Origin of the sequence: Tessaracoccus aquimaris (genome assembly GCF_001997345.1) — a bacterium.
GTDB lineage: Bacteria > Actinomycetota > Actinomycetes > Propionibacteriales > Propionibacteriaceae > Arachnia > Arachnia aquimaris.
The window spans coordinates 479,676-500,184 of the sequence record NZ_CP019606.1; the positions used below are offsets into that span (position 1 = coordinate 479,676).

17 protein-coding genes, 2 tRNA genes and 2 pseudogenes are annotated in these 20,509 nt (G+C 68.3%); 18 read left to right on the forward strand and 3 right to left on the reverse strand.

The window, feature by feature from the left end; genetic code table 11:
- Positions 1-33 precede the first annotated feature (33 nt).
- From ligA to BW730_RS02310, 16 genes and pseudogenes are all read left to right on the forward strand, one after another.
- Positions 34-2,132, forward strand: a pseudogene (gene ligA, locus BW730_RS02235) (NAD-dependent DNA ligase LigA).
- Between the two features lie 7 nt (positions 2,133-2,139).
- Positions 2,140-2,592, forward strand: a complete 453-nt coding sequence (locus tag BW730_RS02240) for a ribose-5-phosphate isomerase (protein ID WP_077684832.1) — start codon at positions 2,140-2,142, stop codon at positions 2,590-2,592.
- Between the two features lie 513 nt (positions 2,593-3,105).
- Positions 3,106-3,576, forward strand: coding sequence for a DUF1707 SHOCT-like domain-containing protein (locus BW730_RS02245; RefSeq protein ID WP_077684833.1), 471 nt, complete (start codon positions 3,106-3,108; stop codon positions 3,574-3,576).
- A gap of 136 nt (positions 3,577-3,712) precedes the next feature.
- Positions 3,713-4,590, forward strand: a pseudogene (locus BW730_RS02250) (Fpg/Nei family DNA glycosylase).
- Positions 4,550-5,260 (forward strand): beta-phosphoglucomutase family hydrolase, encoded by a 711-nt coding sequence (locus BW730_RS02255; protein WP_077684834.1) that lies wholly within the window; start codon positions 4,550-4,552, stop codon positions 5,258-5,260. Before BW730_RS02250 ends, BW730_RS02255 begins: the two are co-directional and overlap by 41 nt.
- A complete protein-coding gene (locus tag BW730_RS02260; protein ID WP_077684835.1) occupies positions 5,257-7,758 on the forward strand; it encodes a glycoside hydrolase family 65 protein in 2,502 nt (833 codons plus the stop codon). Before BW730_RS02255 ends, BW730_RS02260 begins: the two co-directional genes overlap by 4 nt.
- A complete protein-coding gene (locus tag BW730_RS02265) occupies positions 7,758-9,050 on the forward strand; it encodes a hypothetical protein (protein ID WP_077684836.1) in 1,293 nt (430 codons plus the stop codon). The genes BW730_RS02260 and BW730_RS02265 overlap by 1 nt, the downstream gene beginning before the upstream one ends.
- Positions 9,051-9,154: 104 nt before the next feature.
- On the forward strand, positions 9,155-10,021 hold the full coding sequence (locus BW730_RS02270) for an ROK family transcriptional regulator (RefSeq protein ID WP_077684837.1): 867 nt from the start codon (positions 9,155-9,157) through the stop codon (positions 10,019-10,021).
- Positions 10,018-10,233 carry a hypothetical protein gene (locus tag BW730_RS02275; RefSeq protein WP_145952687.1) on the forward strand — a complete coding sequence of 72 codons (216 nt, stop codon included), beginning with the start codon at positions 10,018-10,020 and terminating at the stop codon, positions 10,231-10,233. The genes BW730_RS02270 and BW730_RS02275 overlap by 4 nt, the downstream gene beginning before the upstream one ends.
- 305 nt (positions 10,234-10,538) lie before the next feature.
- A complete protein-coding gene (locus tag BW730_RS02280) occupies positions 10,539-11,702 on the forward strand; it encodes an extracellular solute-binding protein (RefSeq protein ID WP_158522454.1) in 1,164 nt (387 codons plus the stop codon).
- An 85-nt stretch (positions 11,703-11,787) separates the two neighbouring features.
- Positions 11,788-12,735, forward strand: coding sequence for a carbohydrate ABC transporter permease (locus BW730_RS02285; RefSeq protein WP_077684840.1), 948 nt, complete (start codon positions 11,788-11,790; stop codon positions 12,733-12,735).
- A complete protein-coding gene (locus BW730_RS02290; protein ID WP_077684841.1) occupies positions 12,732-13,574 on the forward strand; it encodes a carbohydrate ABC transporter permease in 843 nt (280 codons plus the stop codon). Before BW730_RS02285 ends, BW730_RS02290 begins: the two co-directional genes overlap by 4 nt.
- A complete protein-coding gene (locus BW730_RS02295) occupies positions 13,571-15,031 on the forward strand; it encodes a glycoside hydrolase family 3 N-terminal domain-containing protein (protein WP_077684842.1) in 1,461 nt (486 codons plus the stop codon). The genes BW730_RS02290 and BW730_RS02295 overlap by 4 nt, the downstream gene beginning before the upstream one ends.
- An 87-nt stretch (positions 15,032-15,118) precedes the next feature.
- Positions 15,119-15,493, forward strand: a complete 375-nt coding sequence (locus tag BW730_RS02300) for a VOC family protein (protein ID WP_077684843.1) — start codon at positions 15,119-15,121, stop codon at positions 15,491-15,493.
- A 114-nt stretch (positions 15,494-15,607) separates the two neighbouring features.
- Positions 15,608-15,811, forward strand: coding sequence for a ribbon-helix-helix domain-containing protein (locus tag BW730_RS02305; RefSeq protein WP_077684844.1), 204 nt, complete (start codon positions 15,608-15,610; stop codon positions 15,809-15,811).
- A gap of 18 nt (positions 15,812-15,829) precedes the next feature.
- Positions 15,830-16,189, forward strand: coding sequence for a type II toxin-antitoxin system death-on-curing family toxin (locus BW730_RS02310; protein ID WP_077684845.1), 360 nt, complete (start codon positions 15,830-15,832; stop codon positions 16,187-16,189).
- A 287-nt stretch (positions 16,190-16,476) separates the two neighbouring features.
- Here the strand turns inward: BW730_RS02310 and BW730_RS02315 are convergent.
- The 3 genes from BW730_RS02315 to BW730_RS02325 all read right to left on the reverse strand — a co-directional run bounded on the left by BW730_RS02315 (position 16,477) and on the right by BW730_RS02325 (position 17,625).
- Positions 16,477-16,549 (reverse strand) — tRNA-Pro (locus BW730_RS02315).
- Between the two features lie 52 nt (positions 16,550-16,601).
- Positions 16,602-16,672 (reverse strand) — tRNA-Gly (locus BW730_RS02320).
- A gap of 59 nt (positions 16,673-16,731) precedes the next feature.
- Complete coding sequence (locus tag BW730_RS02325) at positions 16,732-17,625, reverse strand: patatin-like phospholipase family protein (protein ID WP_077684846.1); 894 nt, start codon at positions 17,623-17,625, stop codon at positions 16,732-16,734.
- A 132-nt stretch (positions 17,626-17,757) separates the two neighbouring features.
- Between BW730_RS02325 and tig the strand changes: the two genes are divergently transcribed.
- Together tig and BW730_RS02335 are read left to right on the forward strand one after the other, a co-directional pair.
- Positions 17,758-19,152, forward strand: a complete 1,395-nt coding sequence (gene tig, locus BW730_RS02330) for a trigger factor (RefSeq protein WP_077684847.1) — start codon at positions 17,758-17,760, stop codon at positions 19,150-19,152.
- 106 nt (positions 19,153-19,258) lie between these two features.
- Complete coding sequence (locus BW730_RS02335; protein WP_077684848.1) at positions 19,259-20,485, forward strand: AI-2E family transporter; 1,227 nt, start codon at positions 19,259-19,261, stop codon at positions 20,483-20,485.
- The last annotated feature ends 24 nt before the right edge of the window (positions 20,486-20,509 follow it).

Below are 20,509 nucleotides of genomic sequence, written 5' to 3' on the forward strand. Positions count from 1 at the left end.
GCCAAGTCCGTGCCTTGTGGAACGATTGGCCACATGACTGAGCCGAGTGATGCCGAAGCCGGAGTGACCTCACCAGAACTCCGACGCCGGTGGACCGACCTGAACAACCTCCTGACGGAGGCGCAGGAGGCCTACTACGGCGCCGACGCCCCCACGCTGTCGGACGCGGCCTACGACGAGGCGATGCGCGACCTGCAGGCGCTCGAGGACGCGCACCCGTCGCTGGTCAGCCCCGACTCGGCGACCCAGCGCGTCGGCACGGCCACCATCACCGAGTTCAAGCCCGTCACGCACCTGAAGCGGCTGCTCAGCCTGGACAACGTGTTCAGCGACGAGGAACTGCAGGGCTGGCTGGCCCGCACCCCCGCGACGCGCTACCTCTGCGAACTGAAGATCGACGGCCTCGCAATCGACCTCGTCTACCTCAACGGAAGGCTCTCGGTCGGCGCGACCCGCGGCGACGGCAGGGTGGGGGAGGACGTCACCCCGAACGTCGCGACCATCGCAGGCATCCCGCACCGGCTCAAGGGCGATGCGCCCGCCGTCCTGGAGGTCCGCGGCGAGGTGTTCTTCCCCGTTGCCGGGTTCGAGGAACTCAACGCGTCGCTCGTCGAGGCGGGCAAGGCCCCGTTCGCGAACCCGCGCAACGCCGCCGCCGGGTCGCTCAGGCAGAAGAACCCTGCCGTCTCCGCGTCGCGTCCGCTGCGGATGCTGGTGCACGGCATCGGCGAGATCGACGGCGAACACTTCGACAGCCAGTCGGGCGCCTACGAGAAGATGCGGTCCTGGGGGCTGCCGGTACCCGACACCTTCCGCGTCGTCGAGGACCCGGCAGAGGTGCTGAAGTTCGTCGAGCACCACGGCGAACACCGTCACGACCTCAGCCACGAGATCGACGGGATCGTCATCAAGGTCGACGACCTGGCGCAGCAGGACCGGCTCGGCGCGACGTCGCGAGCCCCGCGCTGGGCGATCGCCTACAAGTACCCGCCCGAGGAGGTCAACACCAAGCTGCTCGACATCCAGGTCAACGTCGGTCGCACCGGGCGCGTCACCCCGTTCGGCGTGATGGAACCGGTGTTCGTCAGCGGCTCCACCGTGGAGATGGCCACGCTGCACAACGCGTTTGAGGTGGAGCGCAAGGGCGTCCTGATCGGCGACACCATCGTGCTGCGCAAGGCGGGAGACGTGATCCCCGAGATCGTCGCGCCGGTGGTGGCGCTGCGCGACGGCACCGAGCGGGCGTTCGTGATGCCGACCAACTGCCCGTCGTGCGGCACGGAACTTCGCCCCGAGAAGGAGGGCGACAAGGACATCCGCTGCCCCAATTCGCAGAGCTGCCCGAGCCAGTTGCGCGAGCGGCTGTTCGGGCTCGCGTCCCGCGGGGCGCTCGACATCGAGGCGCTCGGCTGGGAGGGCGCGAGCGCGCTGCTCGCCTCCGACCGGCTGACCGACGAGGGCGACCTGTTCACCCTGACGGCCGACGACCTTCTCCAGACCGACTTCTACACCCGCACCGCCAAGCAGGCCGAGTTGGCCGACGACGCCGTGCCGGTGCGCGCGGGCCGCGTGCTGAGCTCGGTCGGCCAGAAACTGCTCGCCAACCTCGACAGCGTCAAGGAGCAGCCCCTGTGGCGGGTGCTTGTCGCGCTGTCGATCCGGCACGTCGGGCCGACGGCGGCCCGCTCGCTCGCCGGGGGCTTCGGCTCGCTCGAGAAGATCCGCGCTGCCTCGGCCGACGAGTTGGCTGGCGTCGACGGCGTCGGCTCCGTGATCGCCGAGGCGGTGCTGAACTGGTTCACGGTCGACTGGCACCGCGCCATCGTCGACAAGTGGGCCGCCGCGGGGGTGCGGATGGCCGACGAGGTCGACGAGTCGACCCCCGCACGTTGGAGGGCCTGACGGTGGTCGTGACGGGTTCGCTCGACCGGTTCAGCCGCGACGGCGCCAAGGAGGCGATCCTGTCGCGCGGAGGCAAGGCGGCAGGCTCGGTGAGCAAGAACACAGACTACGTCGTGATCGGCGCCAACGCCGGGTCGAAGGCCGCGAAGGCCGAGTCGTTGGGGCTCACGATCCTGGACGAGGCCGGCTTCGAGAGGTTGCTCTCCGAGGGGCCGCCCGGGCTGGAATAGTGGGGCCATGCGCATCCACATCGCCACCGACCACGCCGCCTTCGAACTGAAGCAGTACCTCGTCGAGAGGCTGACGGAGGACGGCTTCGACATCGTCGACCACGGCGCCTCGGTCTACGACGCGGCCGACGACTACCCGCCGCTCATGATCGCCTGTGGCGAGGCGGTCGCGGCGGAGCCAGGCACGCTCGGGATCGTGCTCGGCGGCTCGGGCAACGGCGAACAGATCGCTGCCAACAAGGTGCGCGGCATCCGCGCGGCATTGGCCTACAACGTCGAGTTGGCCGAGTTGGCCCGCCAGCACAACGACGCCAACGTCGTCGCGCTTGGTGGTCGGATGCAGACGCTGGAGGAGGGCTACGACATCGTGCGCACCTTCCTGGACACCCCGTTCTCCGAGGAGGAGCGGCACGCGCGCCGGATCGCCATGGTGGAGGCGTACGAGGCCGGAAGATCCTGACGGCGTAGGCCGGGTCGTCCGTTCGTCGAGCTTGTCGAGACGTCCGATGGGCACAGGAGTTACGTCGGTGCCCGGGTCGTCCGTGCCGAGGCCGCCGGTGGCCGGGTTAGGCGTTCGGGTCCCAGTGGGTTTCGACGCAGCCGGTGGCGACTGCGTCGCCCGGCTGGCTCAACCAGCGGGTCCGTTCGTCGAGCTTGTCGAGACCGATGGCACAGGATTGCGTCGGTGGTCGGGCTGGGCGTTCGGGCGTGGGTGGCCGGGTTGGGCGTTCGGGCCCAGTGGGTTTCGACGCAGCCGGTGGCGACTTCGTCGCCCGGCTGGCTCAACCAACATGCGACGTCGTCGCCCGGCCGGCTCAACCAGCGGGGCCGTTCGTCGAGCTTGTCGAGACGTCCGATTACCCCGGCTGACCTCAATAGCCTGTCCGACCGAGGCAGTGTCGTCGCCCGGCCGGCTCAGCTGATGGCGCCCGGCAGGGGATAGTGTTACTCCGTCCCCGATTGGAGGAGAGCTATGTCGGCTCCCTTGCCTGTTCCCCGGCCGTCCGAACCGTCCTGGGAGCGCTTCACCGCAGACCCGCGCAGGCCGCGCAACGCGCCGGTGCGCGTCGGCCACGCCGACCGTGACCTGATTGCGGACATGCTCGCCGACGCCTACGCCTTCGGGAGGCTGGACACCGACGAGTACAACGACCGGCTCGACCAGGCGATGGAGATCAAGACCGTCGGCGAGATCCTGCCCCTGGTGGGCGACCTCGCCGCCGCGGGCACCAGGGATCCGCACAGGGACCCATCCCGAGGCCGCAAGGTCGCCTCGAGCATCCTCTACCTGATCGCCTTCTCCGTCGTCGCCCTCAACGTGGTGATCTGGGCGCTCGCGAGCGTCTCAGCGGCGCAACTGCTCTACTTCTGGCCCATGTGGGTCGCGGTCGGCATGCTGGTTCCGGTCATCATCGCCTACGCCCTCGGGCGATCGAACGACTGAGTCGGGAACGCGCCGCGGCAGCAGGCGCGCCCGGATCGACCGGTCCCTGTCGACCAGGCCGGAGACGCCGTCCCGGCCGAACTCGCGCGGTGCTTCGCTCATGGGGCACATCCTACTGACGCGCTAGATTGGCCCGATGCCTGAGGGTCACGTCATTCACCGCCTTGCCGACGCCGTCACGGACACCTTCGCCGACCGGAGCGTCGCCGTCAGTTCCCCGCAGGGGCGCTTCGACGTGAGCAGCCTCGTCGGCGTCCCCATCGAGCGCGGCGAGGCGGTCGGCAAGCACCTGTTCATCGACTTCGCCGACGGGCAGGTCGTCCACATCCACCTCGGCCTGATCGGCAAGTTCCACTTCGAACCGCACGCCGAGCCATGGGGAGAGGTCCGGCTGAGGATCACCGACGGCGTCACCGACGCCGACCTGCGCGGGCCGCAATGGTGCCGCATCATCACCACCCCGAGAAGGACGCGGTGGTCGCCGCCAGCGGGCCCGACCCGCTCCGCCCCGACGCGGACCCGGACCGGGGCTACGCGCGGGTGCGACGCTCCGGCAAGTCGATCGCCGCGCTGCTGATGGACCAGAAGGTCGCCGCGGGGGTGGGCAACATCTTCCGCGCCGAGGTGCTGTTCCGGCACCGCATCGACCCGGCCACCCCGGGACGCGAGATCGACCACCGCACCTGGCGGGTGCTGTGGGACGACCTCGTCGACCTGATGGCCTACGCCAAGGTGCACGGCCGTATCGACACCGTCCGCGACGAACACTCGCCCGAGGCGCAGGGACGCCCCGCCCGGGTCGACCGGCACGGCGGCGAGGTCTACGTGTACCGGCGCGCCGACCTGCCCTGCCATGTCTGCGGCACCCCCGTGCGTTCCTCGACGCTGGAGGGGCGCAATCTCTACTGGTGCCCGAAGTGCCAACGCCGCAAGTCGGCCCCCGTGCCTGACCGACGTAATAGGCTCGATGTTCATGGAGTGGAGCCGCTACTCAGCCGTCCTGTTCGACCTTGACGGAGTCGTCACGCCGACGGCGCTTGTGCACATGCGCGCCTGGCGCGAGATGTTCACAGCGTTCCTCGAGGGCCGTGCCGATCAGGCGCCCTACACCGACGAGGACTACTACGCCCACGTCGACGGCCTGCCCCGCGACGACGGCGTGCGCGGGTTCCTCGCCTCGCGCGGCATCTCGCTTCCTGACGGAACGCCCGACGACCCGCCGGAGGCCGAGACGGTCAACGGCCTCGGCAACCGCAAGAACCAGGCGTTCAACGCGATCCTGACTCGCGACGGCGTGACGCCCTATCCCGGCACCGTCGAGGTCATCCACCTGCTGGCCGACGCGGGCATCCCGATGGCGATCGTGTCGTCGTCGAAGAACACCCCGGCCGTGCTGCGCGCCGCGAAGCTCAGCCACTTCTTCGCCGTCGTGGTGGACGGTAACGTCGCGGAGGCCGAGTCGCTTGCGGGCAAGCCCGCACCTGACACGTTCCTGCGGGCGGCGCAGCTGCTCGGAGTCGCGCCGGCGACGGCGGTGGCGGTCGAGGACGCTGTCTCTGGGGTGGCGGCCGGCGCGGCGGGTGGTTTCGGGCTCGTAATCGGCGTCGACCGGGGGGCCGGGGAGGGGCGGTTGCGCCAGGCGGGCGCGGGCGTCGTCGTCGGAGATCTGGGGGAGTTGGCATGATCCGCGACGTCACCTCAGACCCGCTCAACAGGTCCCGCTTCCCACACCAGGAGTGGTCTCTGAAGGAGGTCGAGGGCAGCGACACCGACGTCGGCCTGACCGAGACGCTGTTCGCCGTCGGCAACGGCTACCTCGGGATGCGAGGCAACCCGGAGGAGGGCCGCACGTCCTTTGCGCACGGGACCTTCATCAACGGGTTCCACGAGACCTGGCCCATCAAGCACGCGGAGGAGGCGTTCGGCTTCGCGCAGACCGGCCAGACCATCGTCAACGTCCCCGACGCCAAGCTGCTGAAGCTGTACGTCGACGATGAGCCCCTGACCTTGTCGGTCGCCGATCTCGACTCCTACGACCGCACCCTCGACTTCCGAACCGGCAGGCTGACGCGCACCGTCGTGTGGCGCACCCCTGCAGGCAAGCGGGTCCGGGTGGCCAGCTCCCGGATGGTCTCCTTCACCGACCGGCACCTGGCGCTGATGGAACTCCAGGTCACCATGCTCGACGGCGACGCGCCTGTGGTGGTCAGCTCGCAGGTCGTCAACAGGCAGGACGGCTACACCGACTACCGCGCGACCCCAACCCCTGAGGAGGGCTTCGATCCGCGCCGCACCGCGACGCTGAACGAGCGGGTGCTGCAGCCGCAACTGTCCTGGCACACCGACCGGCGCATCATGCTCGGCTACCAGACCACGCGCTCCGGCATGACGCTCGCGGTGGGCGTCGACCACGACATCGACACGGACAACCCCGTCGAGATCGTCACCATCGGCGAGGCCGACCTCGGCAAGCAGGTCTTCCGGGTCCAGGCCACCGAGGGCGTGCCGATCACCGTCAGGAAGGCAGTGGCGTACCACACGTCGCGCGGGGTGCCCGTCGGCGAACTGGCCGACCGCTGCAAGCGCACGCTCGACCGGGTCGCCGAGCATGGCTTCGACCACTACTACGACCTGCAACGGGCCTGGCTCGATGAGTTCTGGCAGGGCGCCGACGTCGTGATCGAGGGGCAGCCCGCCGTGCAGCAAGCCGTGCGCTGGTGCCTGTTCCAGGTCGCCCAGGCGACGGCGCGCAGCGACCAGTTCGGCATCCCCGCCAAGGGCGTCACCGGCTCCGGTTACGAGGGGCACTATTTCTGGGACACCGAGGTCTACCTCGTGCCCTTCCTGATCTACACGGCCCCACACATCGCCCGCAACGCGCTGCGCTTCCGCGTCAACCTGCTGCCACAGGCCAGGGAGCGGGCCGCCGTGATGTCCCAGCGGGGAGCGCTGTATCCGTGGCGCACCATCAACGGCGAGGAGGCGTCGGCGTTCTACGCGGCGGGCACGGCGCAGTACCACATCGACGCGGACATCGCGTTCGCCTTCTCCAAGTACCGCGACGTGACCGGCGACCGGCAGTTCATGTACCGCGACGGGGCTGCTGTGCTTGTCGAGACGGCGAGGATGTGGGCCGACCTCGGGTTCTGGCGCGTCGAGGGCGAGGGCGTCAAGACGTTCCACATCCACGGCGTGACGGGGCCAGACGAGTACACCGCCGTCGTGAACAACAACCTGTACACCAACGTGATGGCGCGCGCGAACCTGCGCTCCGCCGCCAACCTGATGCGCGAGATGCAGGCCGTCGAGCCCGAGTCCTACGAGCGGGTGGTGCGCTCCCTCAACCTCGAACCGGAGGAGGTCGAGGACTGGGAGGAGTGCGCCGACAAGATGGTGGTGCTCTTCGACGAGACCTTCGGCATCCACCCGCAGGACGAGAAGTTCCTGACCTCCGAACTGTGGGACCTCGCCAACACCCCAGACGACAAGCGGCCGCTGCTTCTGAACTTCCACCCGCTGGTCATCTACCGCTTCCAGGTGTTGAAGCAGGCCGACGTCGTCCTTGCGCTGCTGCTGCAGGGCAACCAGTTCACCCGCGAGGAGAAGCGCGCCGACTTCGAGTACTACGACCCCATCACCACCGGGGACTCGTCGCTGTCGGGCGTGGTCCAATCGATCGTCGCCGCCGAGGTCGGCTACCAGGACATGGCGATGCGCTACTTCCTCGGAGGGCTGTTCGTCGACCTCGCCGACCTGCACAGCAATGCCCGTGACGGCGTGCACATCGCCTCGGCGGGCGGCGTGTGGAACGCGCTGATCTACGGCTTCGCCGGCATGCGCGACTACGGCGGCGACATCACCTTCGATCCCCGGCTGCCCGTGCAGTGGCCCGCCATGGAGTTCCCGCTGCGTGTCCGTGGCGCGAGAATCCGCGTCCGACTTGAGCCGACGTCGATAAGGTTCGAACTCAAGGAGGGCGATCCGGTGGAGGTGACAGTGCGAGGCCAGCGTGTCGACGTCGGAGCCGACGGTGCCGTCACCGTGCCGCTGCACGGGCAGGGCGAGCGGTTGCCGTCGCTGCAGGGAACCCACCCGATCGTCGGCGTGCACCGCGAGGACGGGTCGATCGTGCGGGCCGTCCTCCCAGAGGCGCACCGCCAGGACTCCGTGGAGCTCGGCTGATGAGTCTTGAACTGGTGGGCCCCGTTGCCGAGCGCTTCGAGTCGAGGACCACGCCCGACGGCGTCGAGATCCTCGGAGTCGGGCGGCTGCGTGCCCTGGCGGTCTCCTTCCCAGGCTGGCTCACCCCGCGGCCCATCGACGAGGCCACCGGCATTGACGTCGAGCACGAGTCAGGAGTCACGGGGCGGGTCCGGATCCGCTCCGGTCAGCGGCTGCGGATCGAGATCTCACTTGAATCGGACAGCGACGACCTCGTGGTCGTCCCCGGTCCACTTCTCAGCGCCGCGGGCCCACGACCGGCGGTGTCCTGGTTCGCCGGCGCATCAGGGGAGATCCTGCTGCCGTCCGAACAGGGCCCCGGCCTGTTGACGCAGCGCCGCGGCCTCTGCGCCCCGGCAGGCGAATCGGGCGTCGGCTTCCCGCTCGAGGAGGAGGTCACGCTGCGCGCCCGGCACGCGGCGAGCGCCGCGTGGACCTACGAGGCCTTCCCCGGAGACCTGCTCGACGTGCCGGCCGAGCCGTCGTGGCTGCCGTGGGTGCGCTACGTCGAGCGCGGCTTCCCCGTCGAGATCGTCGCGCCGGACGGCGTCGTGACCGCGGGCGGCGAGACGCGCATCGACGAGGTCGACGACGAGTTCGAGGTGTACCCGCACGACGGCATCTCCACCGTCGGGCTGTGGGGAGCGGGCGGGCAGACCACCCTCGAGATCGGCGCCTACCGGGAACTGCCCGCGCTGCGGGCCATTGTCGCGCGCGAGCACCCACACTCGGACGCCTGGTGCTACGTCGCGCTGCGCCACATCCTCGAGTCGAGCGACGACGACGCGCTCCTCGACAGAGTCGACTTCGTGCTCGGCCAACTGGAGGAGGAGCCGACCGCCTGGTCGGCGGCCGCCTGCCAGTTGGCGACCCAGGTCGGGCTGCCGCTCGGCGAGCAGGCGCAGGCCGCCGCCACCACGGTGCTCACAAGGGGCCGCGCGGACGACGTGCTGCTTCTCGCGCTGCATCACCTGGTCCCGGTCGACATCTCGTCGGGACTGTGGCCCATCGGCGACTTCGAACGGATGGGCATCGAGGCGGTGGCCGCGCTCAGTTACGGGCGGATCACCACGGACGATCGGCTGCAGAGCGGCCGCGACGTCGCAGTCGCGAAACTGTTCGCCGCGGGGCTGGGGGAGTCGGAGCGCGGTCTGCACGCCGCCGCCTGCGCCCAGGTCGCCGAGGGGCGACTGCTGGCCAGCCTGACGGTGCGACCCAACCCGACAGACGTCGCCTGGCTCTCCATCCAGTAACCGGACCCCGATGTGACCTGGGGTGACTGCCGCATGGCAGGGGGCGCATCCTGGGGTACAGTACTGGAAACAAAACTTCCAGAAGCTTCTGGGGAGGGCCTTCAATGATCAAGACCAAGCCGGGCGTCCCGAGCCTGCTGCGCGAGCTCAACGACTCGGCGGTGCTGCGCCACATCATGGAGGTCGGCGCGGTGACCCGCTCAGAACTCGCTGCGCACACCGGGCTCTCCCGCGTGACAAGCAGTCAAGCGCTGTCGAGGCTACAGGCGTTGGGCGTGGTGCGCATGCACGGCACGCGCTCCGGTGCGCGCGGCCCCGCCGCAGAACTCTACGAACTGGTCCCCACCATCGGCACGGCCGTGGGGATCGCCGTCTACGCCGACCTGATCCGCGTGCAACTCTGCGGCCTCGACGGTGTCCCGGTGGCCTCGCTCGAGGCGCCGCTCGGTGACGACGTCGTCTCCTCGGTCACCGAGGCGTGCCGGGTCGTCTGTGAGCAGGTGGGGGAGTCGCACGGCTCACTGCTCGCGGCCGCGCTTGCCACCCCTGGCGTGGTCGACCCCGCCTCGGGTGAGCTCTCCTTCTCCTACGACCTGCGCGACGCGGAGACGCTGCGCGGGACCCTCAGCGACGCCGTCGGGGTGCCATTCGTGCTCGGCAACGACGTCCACCTGGCCGCGCTGGCGGAGCAGAGCGAGGGCGTCGCCAAGGGGGAGCAGGACTTCGTGCTGTTGTGGATCGGGCGAGGGCTCGGCATGGCGAGCGTGATCGGCGGCAAGGTGCGGGTCGGCAGCAGCGGCGCGGCGGGGGAGATCGGCTACCTTCCGGTGCCGGGGGTCCCGCTGCCCAGCAAGGTCGACAACATCCAGCAGGGATCCTTCCAGCGCCTCGTCGGCATGGAAGCGGTCCTCGACCTGGTGCGGGCCGAGGGGACGAGACGCTGCCCGCGCGGTTCTCCGAGGCCGTGGTGACCGAGCTCGGGCGCCGTCTGGCGCTTGGAGTGGCGGCCATCTCGACGATCCAGGACCCGGGTCTCATCGTCCTGACCGGCGAGACGGTGCAGCGCGCTGGCGACGAGTTGCCCCAGCAGGTCGCCGAGGCGACGTCGCTGGTGACTCCTACGCATCCGCGCGTGGAGAAGTCGCCTCTCGGGGTGCTCGGCCCGTCGGTGGGGCGCGCCTGAGGGCCGTCGAGGAGGCGCGCGCGCTGGTGCTTGCGCGGGTGACCGATCAGATGTGATCGAACCGTTATCAAATATGGAAGATTCTTTCTGGAAAGCTTCTTGCGAGTAGTGTAGGTTGATGTTCATCGAGGGCCAGCGCGAACTTTGCGGCCCTGCAAACCCAATGGAGGGAGTCAACCGTAATGAACACTCGACGATGGCTGAGTGGGGTCGCCGTAGCGGCTCTGTTCCTGGCCGGCTGTGCAGGCGGGGCCAAGGAAGCTGACCCGGAGATCACTGCCCCGCCGACCGACGCGTCAGGCGAAATGACCGTCTGGCTGATGGACGGCAGCCAGCCGGAAACCGTGGTGGACGCGGTCAACAAGAAGTTCAACGAGAAGTACCCCAACGTCAAGGTCAACGTCGAACTGCAGCAGTGGGCAGGCGTCCAGGACAAGCTGACCACGGCGATGAACACCGCCGAGACCCCTGACGTGGTGGAGATCGGCAACTCGCTGACCGCGAAGTTCGCCGATGCGGGCCTGCTCGCCGACCTGACGGCCTCGGCTGACGACTTCGGCAAGGCCGACTGGCTGCCCGGCCTGATCCCGAGCGGTGAGCTCGACGGTCAGCGCTTCGGCATCCCGTACTACGCCGGCGTTCGCATCGTGATGTACAACAAGGCCCACTTCCAGGAGGCGGGCGTCGAGGTTCCCAAGACCCTCGACGAGCTGGAGCAGGTCGCGGCCAAGCTCTCCGAGAAGAAGGGCACGAAGGCCGACGGCTACTCGGCGTTCTACTTCCCGGGCAAGTTCTGGTACGGCGCGCTGCCGTTCATCTGGTCCGAGGGCGGCGACATCGCCGTCAAGGACGGGGACAACTGGACAGGCAAGCTCGACTCCTCCGAGTCGAAGTCCGGCCTCGAGCGCCTGAAGCGACTGGTCGACACCTACTCGACCGCGCCGACCGACGGCAACGAGGTCCAGAACTGGGAGGTCTTCCAGGACGGCGACATCGGCATGGTCATGGACTCCTGGTGGGCACCCGGCGCCATCGTCGGAGCCAACAAGGAGTTCGCGCCCAACCTCGGCGTGTTCGCCCTCCCAGGCGTGACCGCGGACAAGACGGCCCCGGCCTTCCTCGGCGGTTCCGATCTCGCGATCCCCGAGAAGAGCAAGGAGAAGGAACTGGCGGCCGAGTGGGTCAAGATCATCACCGGCACCGAGATCCAGACCCAGCTCGCCAAGGAGGGTGGCGTGATCCCGAACAACGAGGCGTCGTTCGCAGGCCACGAGGGCAACGAGTTCCTGCAGGTCGCAGACCAGGCCGCGAAGGTGTCCGCCTTCACGCCCGTCAGCCCCAACTGGGGCAACGTCGAGTCGGAGGCCGTCCTCCCCGACATGCTGGTGAAGATCTTCTCCGGCACCGCGTCCATCGATGACGCGACCAAGGACGCCAACGCGAAGATCGTCGATCTTCTCAACGGCTGAGTGTGGGGCCCGCGGCGCCGTGAAAGGGCCGGCGCCGCGGGCCCACCACCCCATCTTCTTCTTTCCAACCTTCAGAGGGTGAACCATGTCTACAAACGTGATCGCCCCGAGCGGTCAAGGCGCCGCCGGGACAGCGGCACCTCAGCGGAAGGCGCGCGCACTGCCGTACCTCCTGCTCGCTCCCGCGGCGGCGATCCTGCTCGTCGTCCTCGGCTACCCCGTCTACCGGCTGCTCGGCCTGAGCTTCTCGCAGGCCAAACTGCGTGACTTCGTCAAGGGCACGGAGCACTGGAACAACTTCGCCAACTACACCAAGATGCTCGCCGACGGCGCCTTCTGGGCCGCGATGGGCCGCACCGTCGTCTTCACCGTCGCCTGCGTCGTCGCCACCATGGTGATCGGAACGCTGCTCGCGCTGATGATGGTCAAGCTCCGCAAGGGCATGCGCCTCCTGCTCCTGGTGTGTCTGCTGCTCGCCTGGGCGACCCCTCAGGTCACCGCAACCCAGGTCTGGCAGTGGCTCTTCGACACCCGCTACGGCCTCATCAACCACCTGCTCTCCAGCGCAGGCTTCAAGCAGTTCGAGAACTACTCGTGGCTCGCGAGCCCGGTCTCGCTGCTTGCCGTGGCAGGCATCATCGTCGTGTGGGGCGCCGTCCCCTTCGTCACCCTGACCCTGTACGCCGGGCGAACCCAGGTCTCCGAGAGCCTGTACGAGTCGGCCGGCCTCGACGGTGCGGGCGGCTGGCGCTCCTTCTTCAGCATCACGCTGCCCATGCTCGCGCCCATCTTCACGATGCTTGCCGCGCTGAGCACCATCTGGGATTTCCGTGTCTTCACCCAGGTCTTCCTGCTGCAGCAGGCGGGCGGCATCACGTCAGAGACGAACCTGATCGCGATCTACGCCTACCGCACGTCGTTCTCCGGCAATGACTTCGGCCTCGGCGCCGCCATGGCGATGGCCATGATCGTCGTCCTTGCGGGTCTGAGCGTGTTCTATGTCCGACGGATGCTCAAGGAGGTCCAGGCATGACCAACCGTGCCCGAAAGCAGTTCAAGCGTGGTCTGCTCAACGTCATCACCGTCATCGTCGCGCTGTTCACGATCTTCCCGGTCTACTGGATGGTCACGACAGCACTGAAGCCTAAGCAGGACGTCTTCACCCAGAACCCGATCATCTTCCCGCGACGGCTGACGCTCAGCCACTTCCAGCGGGTGCTCTCGGACGAGGGATTCCTCACCTTCGCCCGGAACTCGATCGTCGTGACCCTCGTGGTGGTCGCCATCACCATCGTCGTCGGCTTCCTCGCCGCGACCGCCATGGCCAGGTTCAACTACCGCGGCAGGCACGCGAGCATCATCATCATCCTCGCCGTGCAGATGATCCCCCTTGAGGCGCTCGTCATCTCGATGTACGTGATGCTCGACTCGATGGGGCTGATCGACCGACTGCTCGGCGTGATCGTCGCCTACATGGCCTTCGGCCTCCCGTTCACGATCTGGACGCTGCGCGGCTTCGTCGCCAACATCCCGGTCGAACTGGAGGAGGCCGCCATGGTCGACGGCTGCTCCAGGATGCAGAGCTTCTGGCGGATCCTGCTCCCGCTCGTGATGCCCGGCCTCGTCGCCGCGAGTGTCTTCGCGTTCATCCTCGCCTGGAACGAGTTCATCCTCGCCAATGTCGTGCTGCTCTCCAGCAACAGCCAGACGCTGCCGTTGTGGCTCGCCAGCTTCCAGTCCTCGTTCCGGGAGATCGACTGGAGCGGCCTGATGGCCTCCTCAAGCCTGTTCGCGCTGCCCGTGATCGTCTTCTTCGTCATCGTCCAGGGTCGCCTGCACGAGGGTGCGGCCGCTGGGGGTGTGAAGGGATGACCGGGACAGTCAGAAAGCTCGCGCTCGGCGTCCTGCTCGCGGGATTCGAGGGCGACACCGTCCCGCCGGAGTGGCTCACCGCGCTCGCCGCGGAGGGGCTCGGGGGAGTGACCCTGTTCGGCCGCAACGTCGTCGACGACGACCCGGTCGGCGCGCTGTCGAGGCTCACCACAGAATTGCGTCGCGAACGACCCGACCTGCTGATCTGCATCGACGAGGAGGGCGGCGACGTCACCCGGCTCGAGACCCGCACCGGCTCCATGACGCTCGGCCAGGCCAGCCTCGGCGCGATCGACGACGTCGCCGTCACCCGCCGCTCCGCGGCGCTGCTCGCGGCGCGGCTCGCGGCAGGCGGCGTCAACGTGAACTTCGCCCCCGTGGCGGACCTCTCGAGCGAGCGCGACAACCCGGTGGTCGGCGCGAGGTCGTTCTCGCACGACCCCGACGTCGCCGCCCGACACGTCGCCGCCTCGATCCACGGCCACCTCGACGGGGGAGTCTGCCCGACGGCCAAGCACTTCCCCGGCCACGGCGGCACCGTCGACGACTCGCACCTCGTGGTGCCCGTCGTCTCTGCCGACGCAGGCCTGCTGCGTCGCCGCGAACTGGTGCCGTTCCAGGCCGCGATCGCGGCAGGGGTGCCGATGATCATGACGGGCCACCTGCGGGTGCTCGCGCTGGACCCGTACCAGCCGGCCACGCTGTCGCGTGTCATCATCACCGACCTGCTCCGCGGTGACCTCGGCTTCGGCGGTGTGGTCGTCACCGACGGCATCGACATGCACGCCATCAGCCGCGGCGTCGGCCGCCCCGAGGGCACCGTCCAGGCGCTCATGGCTGGCGTCGACCTGATCTGCATCGGGGGAGACTCCGTCACGCTTGAGGCCGTCGAGGACATCGTCGCCGCCGTGGAGAACGCCGTCGCGCAGGGTCGACTGCCGGTCGACCGGTTGGTCGAGGCGCGGGGGAGGGTCGCCGCGCTCGCGCGTCGGTTCTGGTTCAACACCGACCCGGCACCGATGCCCGAGACCGACGAAGTACTGGTGGCCGCCGCGCGCCGCTCGCTGCAGGTCGTCGGGAACCCGCGCCTCGACTCGGTCGCCGCGGTGGTCGAGTTGTATAACGAGCCGACCATCGTCGCGGGCGAGATCGCCTTCGGCGTCGGACGCCACCTCGCCGCGCTGTCCGAGGCCCCCGTCGAGGTCGTCCGGTTGGAGGAGGGAGCCCCGCTCCCGACGCTTCCCGACGGCGGGCTCGTCGTCTCTGCCCGCGCCAGTCACCTGCACCCGTGGCAGGTCGAGGCGGTGCGACGGATGAGGCTGCGTCACCCGGACCTGGTCGTGGTCGACCACGGCGCAACCGGAGGCACGGACCTGCTAGGCGACCGCGCGGTCATCGCGCACGACACCTCGGCGATCGCGGCCCGCGCCGCGGCAGGCCTCCTGCTCGCGGGCTAGTCATCGCGACATGAGTCCCCACCCGGCGTTCTGTGTCGGGTGGGGACTTTTGCCGCGCCGCCGTCATGGCGCGGCATAGGGTGAGTCATGCTCGATCACGTTGGTATCACCGTCGCTGACATTCAGCGATCCGCGGCGTTCTACGATCAGGTCCTTGCCGTCCTCGGACATCGCCGCCTCATGGATTACGGCGAGGCGATCGGCTACGGGGCCGACGCCCCCGACTTCTGGATCTCCTCCGGCGCCACCGCGCGGCGCGAGGACCACATCGCCTTCGTCGCCCCCGACGCCGAGGCAGTCAGGGCCTTTCACGCCGCCGCGCTCGCAGCGGGTGCGGAGGAACTCCACGCGCCCCGGCTGTGGCCCGAGTACCACGAGGGGTACTACGGCGCGTTCGTCCGCGATCCCGACGGCAACAACGTCGAGGCCGTCTGCCACACGGTCGCCAGCGATCAGGCGTGACGCGACGGGCCAGGCGGCGCGTGTTTGACGGCGCGTGGTTGACGGCGCGTGCCGATATGGCGGCCGTCCCGCCGCGCTGATACCAGAGTGATACCAGCGGAGTAGAGTTGTCGCATGGCGATGACACTGCGGCTGACGCCCGAGGACGAGCGGGTCCTGTCCGAGCTTGCTGAGGCGGAAGGGATCAGCAAGCAGGAGGCGACGGTCAGGGCGATCCGCGAGGCGCACGCACGGCACGGGCATCAGCAGCGGGTGGATGAAGCCTCCGCCTGGGCGCGTGAGCGCTACGCCGACGTACTGCGGCGCCTCGGCGAGTAAGTAGCGAGAGGCAACGTCGTGGAGTACCTCGCCACTGAAGACCTGCTCAGGCTGGCGAATCAACTCGGAGTCGGGCCTGTGCGCGACCTTGGGCTGCTCGACTCGGCCGCCTATCGGCCGCAATCGTCGCTGTTCGGGAAGGACGCCTACCCCGACCTCGATGTGAAGGCGGCAAGCCTGTTGGAGTCCATCGTCCGCAACCATCCCTTGGTGGACGGGAACAAGCGGCTCGGCTGGCTGGCCACCCTCGCCTTCTACTACATCAACGGGGTCAGGCTGGATGCCCCCGACGACGAATGCTACGACCTGGTGATCGCGGTCGCGTCCGGGCAGCGGAGCGTTCCGGCAGTAGCCGAGCAGTTGGCCCGCTGGCACTGAACGCGAGCATCCGTCGACCGACTTCAGCGTCACCTGGGTCGGACCGCTGGAAGCCCGCAGTCACCTCGCGCACCACCAACGCGGCTATGCGGCGTAGGACGCCTGGTAGCACTTCGAGGGGAGCCTGCGAACGCCGTCGAGGACACGTTCCTGTCCTTGGAACTCGTGCGCTGAGCGTGCACCTGTGGGTCTGGTCTCCCCGGGCTTCTCCGGTCTGATCCGGACATGCGCTCTATGCCAAGAAGCCCTGACTAGGCATCCGGGCCGAATCAGGGCTTCTTCATGTGTCGGGGCGACAGGACTCGAACCTGCGGTCTCCTGCTCCCAAAGCAGGCGCGCTAGCCACTACGCTACGCCCCGTGGTGCGGCGGAGGCCCGTCAAACGGTGTCTGACAAGGCCTTCGGCGCATCGAGCGGATGACGGGAATCGAACCCGCGTAGCTAGTTTGGAAGACTAGGGCTCTACCATTGAGCTACATCCGCAGAACCGCGGATCAGTGTATCAGCGATCCGCCGCATCCTCATTTTCTGAGTCCGGGCCCTCAGTTGAGGCCCAGGAAGTCGCGGATCTGGGGGAGTTGCCGCATCGCCTGACGGCGGCCCGCGTCGAAGACGCCGCGCAGCCTCGTGAGGTCCCGCTCCGAGTTCTTGATCGGCATCTCGTCGGGGAAGATCAGGAACGCGCGACCCTCGCGTTCCAGGTCGAGCAGATCGTCGAGGCTCCTGTTGTAGTTGGCGGGTCGTTCCAGGATCCCCCGGGCGACCGCCGGGTATCTGCGGAACAGCGACCGGTACGCCGAGGACAGCCTCGACGTGCGCTTTCGGTAGCCGCGCTCCCGCGTCATCACCACGAGGAACCGCTCGAAGCCCGCCTCCTTGGCCGCGTCGTGCGCGAAGCCGCCGGTCGGGCCGAGGGCGCCGTCACAGTAGTCGACCCCGTCGATGGTGGTCAGCGGCATCAGGAGCGGCATCGTCGACGACGCCCGGACACGCTTCATCAACGCGGGTAGTTCTGCGACGTCGTCGCGGCCCCAGTAGACCATCTCGCCGTCCTCGCACCGGTACGCGCCGAGCGCCAGGCGTGCCGGGTTGGCCGAGAACGCGTCGAAGTCGAACGGCATCGCCTGATGCGGCAGCGCCGTCTGCTCGTAGATCCACTCGGCGTTGAACATGCCCTTGCCCTGCAGCCAGGTGCGCCAGTCGCCGAACTCGGGCTCGGCTGCGAAGTCGACGAAGGAGCGCTCCGCGCGGGCGGGGTCGCGCGAGACATAGTTGGCAAGGCAACTCGTGCCCGCGGAGATTCCCCCCACCCAGTCGGCATGGATCCCTGCCTCCAGGAGCGTCACGAGCACCCCTGATGAGAAGGAGCCCCGCATGCCGCCACCCTCGAAGATGAGGGCCGTGTCAGTCACGTTGTTCGTCACTTCGGTCGTCACGCCAGCCCATGCTACGACCGCCATGGGCGCACGGTGGACAAGGGGCGCGGTGTACTCGGCCGCGCGATTGGTCGCTGGCGCACGGGCGGATAGACTGGCCCGCGAACCTTTTCAAACTTCAGGAGTCCATTCGTGCCTAGCACCGTTGAGAAGCTGAGCCCGACGCGGGTCAAGCTCACCGTCGAGATCCCGTTTGCCGACCTTCAGCCCTACCTCGATAAGGCCTACAAGGAGATCGCCGAGCAGGTCAACATTCCCGGTTTCCGCAAGGGCAAGGTGCCTTCGTCGGTCATCGATCAGCGCTTCGGCCGCGGCGTCGTGCTGCAGGAGGCCATCAACGAGGCCATTCCGGTCGCCTACAACGAGGCGATCGACGGGGCAAAGGTGTGGCCGATGGCTCAGCCTGAGGTCGACGTCACCAAGCTTGAGGACAAGGAACTCGTCGAGTTCACCGCAGAGGTCGACGTGCGTCCCGAGGTGAAGCTCCCCGACTTCAAGAAGGTCAAGGTCACCGTCGACGCGCCCGAGTCGGCCGACGACTTCACCAACGAGCGCCTCGAGCTGCTCCGCGAGCGCTTCGCCACCACCAACGAGGTCGACCGCGCGGCCAAGGACGGCGACGTCCTCAGCCTCGACCTGGTCGCCACCCAGGACGGCGAGGTGCTGCCCGACGCGACCGCCGACGGCATCGCCTACAAGGTCGGCCAGGAGCGCAACATGCTCGAGGGCCTCGACGAGGCCGTCACCGGCCTGAAGGCCGGCGAGTCGAAGAAGTTCACCTCGACGCTGGTCGGTGGCCAGTTCCGCGGCCAGGAGGCCGACATCGAGGTCACCGTGCAGTCGGTCTCCGAGCAGGAGTTGCCCGCCCTCGACGACGACTTCGCCCAGATGATCTCCGAGTTCGACACCGTCGAGGAGATGAAGGAGGACCTGCAGAAGGCCGCCGAGCAGCAGGTCAAGACCGAGCAGCTCGCCAACGCCCGCGACAAGGTCCTCGAGGCCGTCGTCGAGAAGACGAAGTTCGACCTCCCCGAGGCAGTCCTGAACGGTGAGAAGGAGGCGCGCCGCGCCGACATCGAGCGTCAGCTCGCCCAGGGCGGCCTGACCGTCGAGGCCTACCTCGAGCAGGCCGAGGACGAGGACGCCGAGACCGCAGAGGAGTTCTGGGCCTCGATCGACGAGCGCTCCGAGCAGGCCCTGCGCGCCCAGGTCATCCTCGACGTGTTCGCCGACGAGAACAAGATCGACGTCTCGCAGCAGGAGCTGACCGAGCTGATCTTCCGTCGCGCCCAGCAGAACGGTTCCTCGCCCCAGGACGAGATCAACCACATGATGGAGCACAACCACATGCCCGAGTGGATGCAGGAGATCCGCCGCGGCAAGGCGCTGGCCGACATCTGCGCCGCCGCGACCGTCACCGACACCGACGGCAACGCCGTCGACACCTCGCTCCCCACACCGGAGACCGCAGAGGATGTCGCCGATGAGGTTGAGGCCGAGGAGGCCGAAGAGGCAAAGGTCGACTGATCCGATCAGCCATCCGGAGGCCGCCGTCTGTTCCCGACACTGGAACGACGGCGGCCTTCGTCGTGCATTCGGGGGATAGACTCGGCGCCGCACGAGGAGGACGACCGTGAGCCAAGAGCACGAAGAAGCACCAGAGGTCGACCGGACGACGGTCGAGTCGGGCCAAGCCCCGCAACGCGCCGAGGCGGCCACGGTCGCCGAGCCCGAAGAGGCGCCCCAGTCGGAGGCACAGCCGCGCGCGCACCGGCACGACGAGACCCCGCCGCAGGACGTCGGCGCAGAGGGCGTGCTCCGCCCCGGCCTGCCGCGGCTCGGCATGGTCGCAGTCGTCGTGGCGGCCATCGCCGTGTCGCTGTGGCTGCTGCAGAGTCTCTCGAGCACGGTCGCACCGATGTTCCTTGCGCTCAACCTGTTGATCGCCGCCTACCCGATCTACACCGGTCTCACCCGGATCAAGGCCCCGAAGATCCTGGCCGCCGTCGTGACGATGCTTGCCGTCTTCGTCCTGCTGATGCTCGGCATCGGCGCGATCGTGTGGTCCGTGACACAGGTCGTGACGGTGCTGACGCAGTACAGCGACCAGTTCGTCTCGATGTACACCTCGGCGATCGACTGGCTGGCCCAGTTCGGGCTGGACCAGGAGGGTCTGCTCAACTCGCTGAAGACGATCTCCCCGTCGTCCGTGATCGACTTCGCGGGCGGCATCCTTTCCAGCACCTCCGCCGCCAGCGGCATCGTTGCGGTGATGGTCGTCGGGGTCGTGTTCATGACAATGGACATCCCCTCGATGCAGGAGCGGCTCGGCATCACGCACCGCCAGCACCCCGGCCTCACCGATTCGCTGTCGGCCGTGACGAGCGGTGTGCGTCGCTACTGGGTCGTCACCACGCTGTTCGGCCTGATCGTCGCCCTCATCAACGGCGGCATCATCGCGGTGCTGGGCGTGTCTCTCCCGCTGGTGTGGATCGTGCTGACGTTCATCACCAACTACATCCCCAACATCGGCTTCGTGATCGGCCTGGTGCCGCCCGCCCTGCTCGCGCTCGTCGAGAAGGGGCCGGTGACGGCGCTGATGGTGGTGATCGCATTCAGCGTGGTGAACTTCATCCTGCAGTCCCTGATCCAGCCCAAGTTCACCGGCGACGCCGTCGGCATCACCCCGGTGATCTCCTTCATCTCACTTCTCGTGTGGGCCTGGGTGTTCGGGCCGCTCGGCGCCCTGATCGCGCTGCCCGCGACCCTCACCGTCAAGGCACTGCTGATCGATCCCGACCCGAAGCTGCGCTGGGTCAACGCGTTCATCAGCAACGACCCGAAGACGGCAGAGGGCTGAGGCGTTCACGCCTCCGGCGAACTT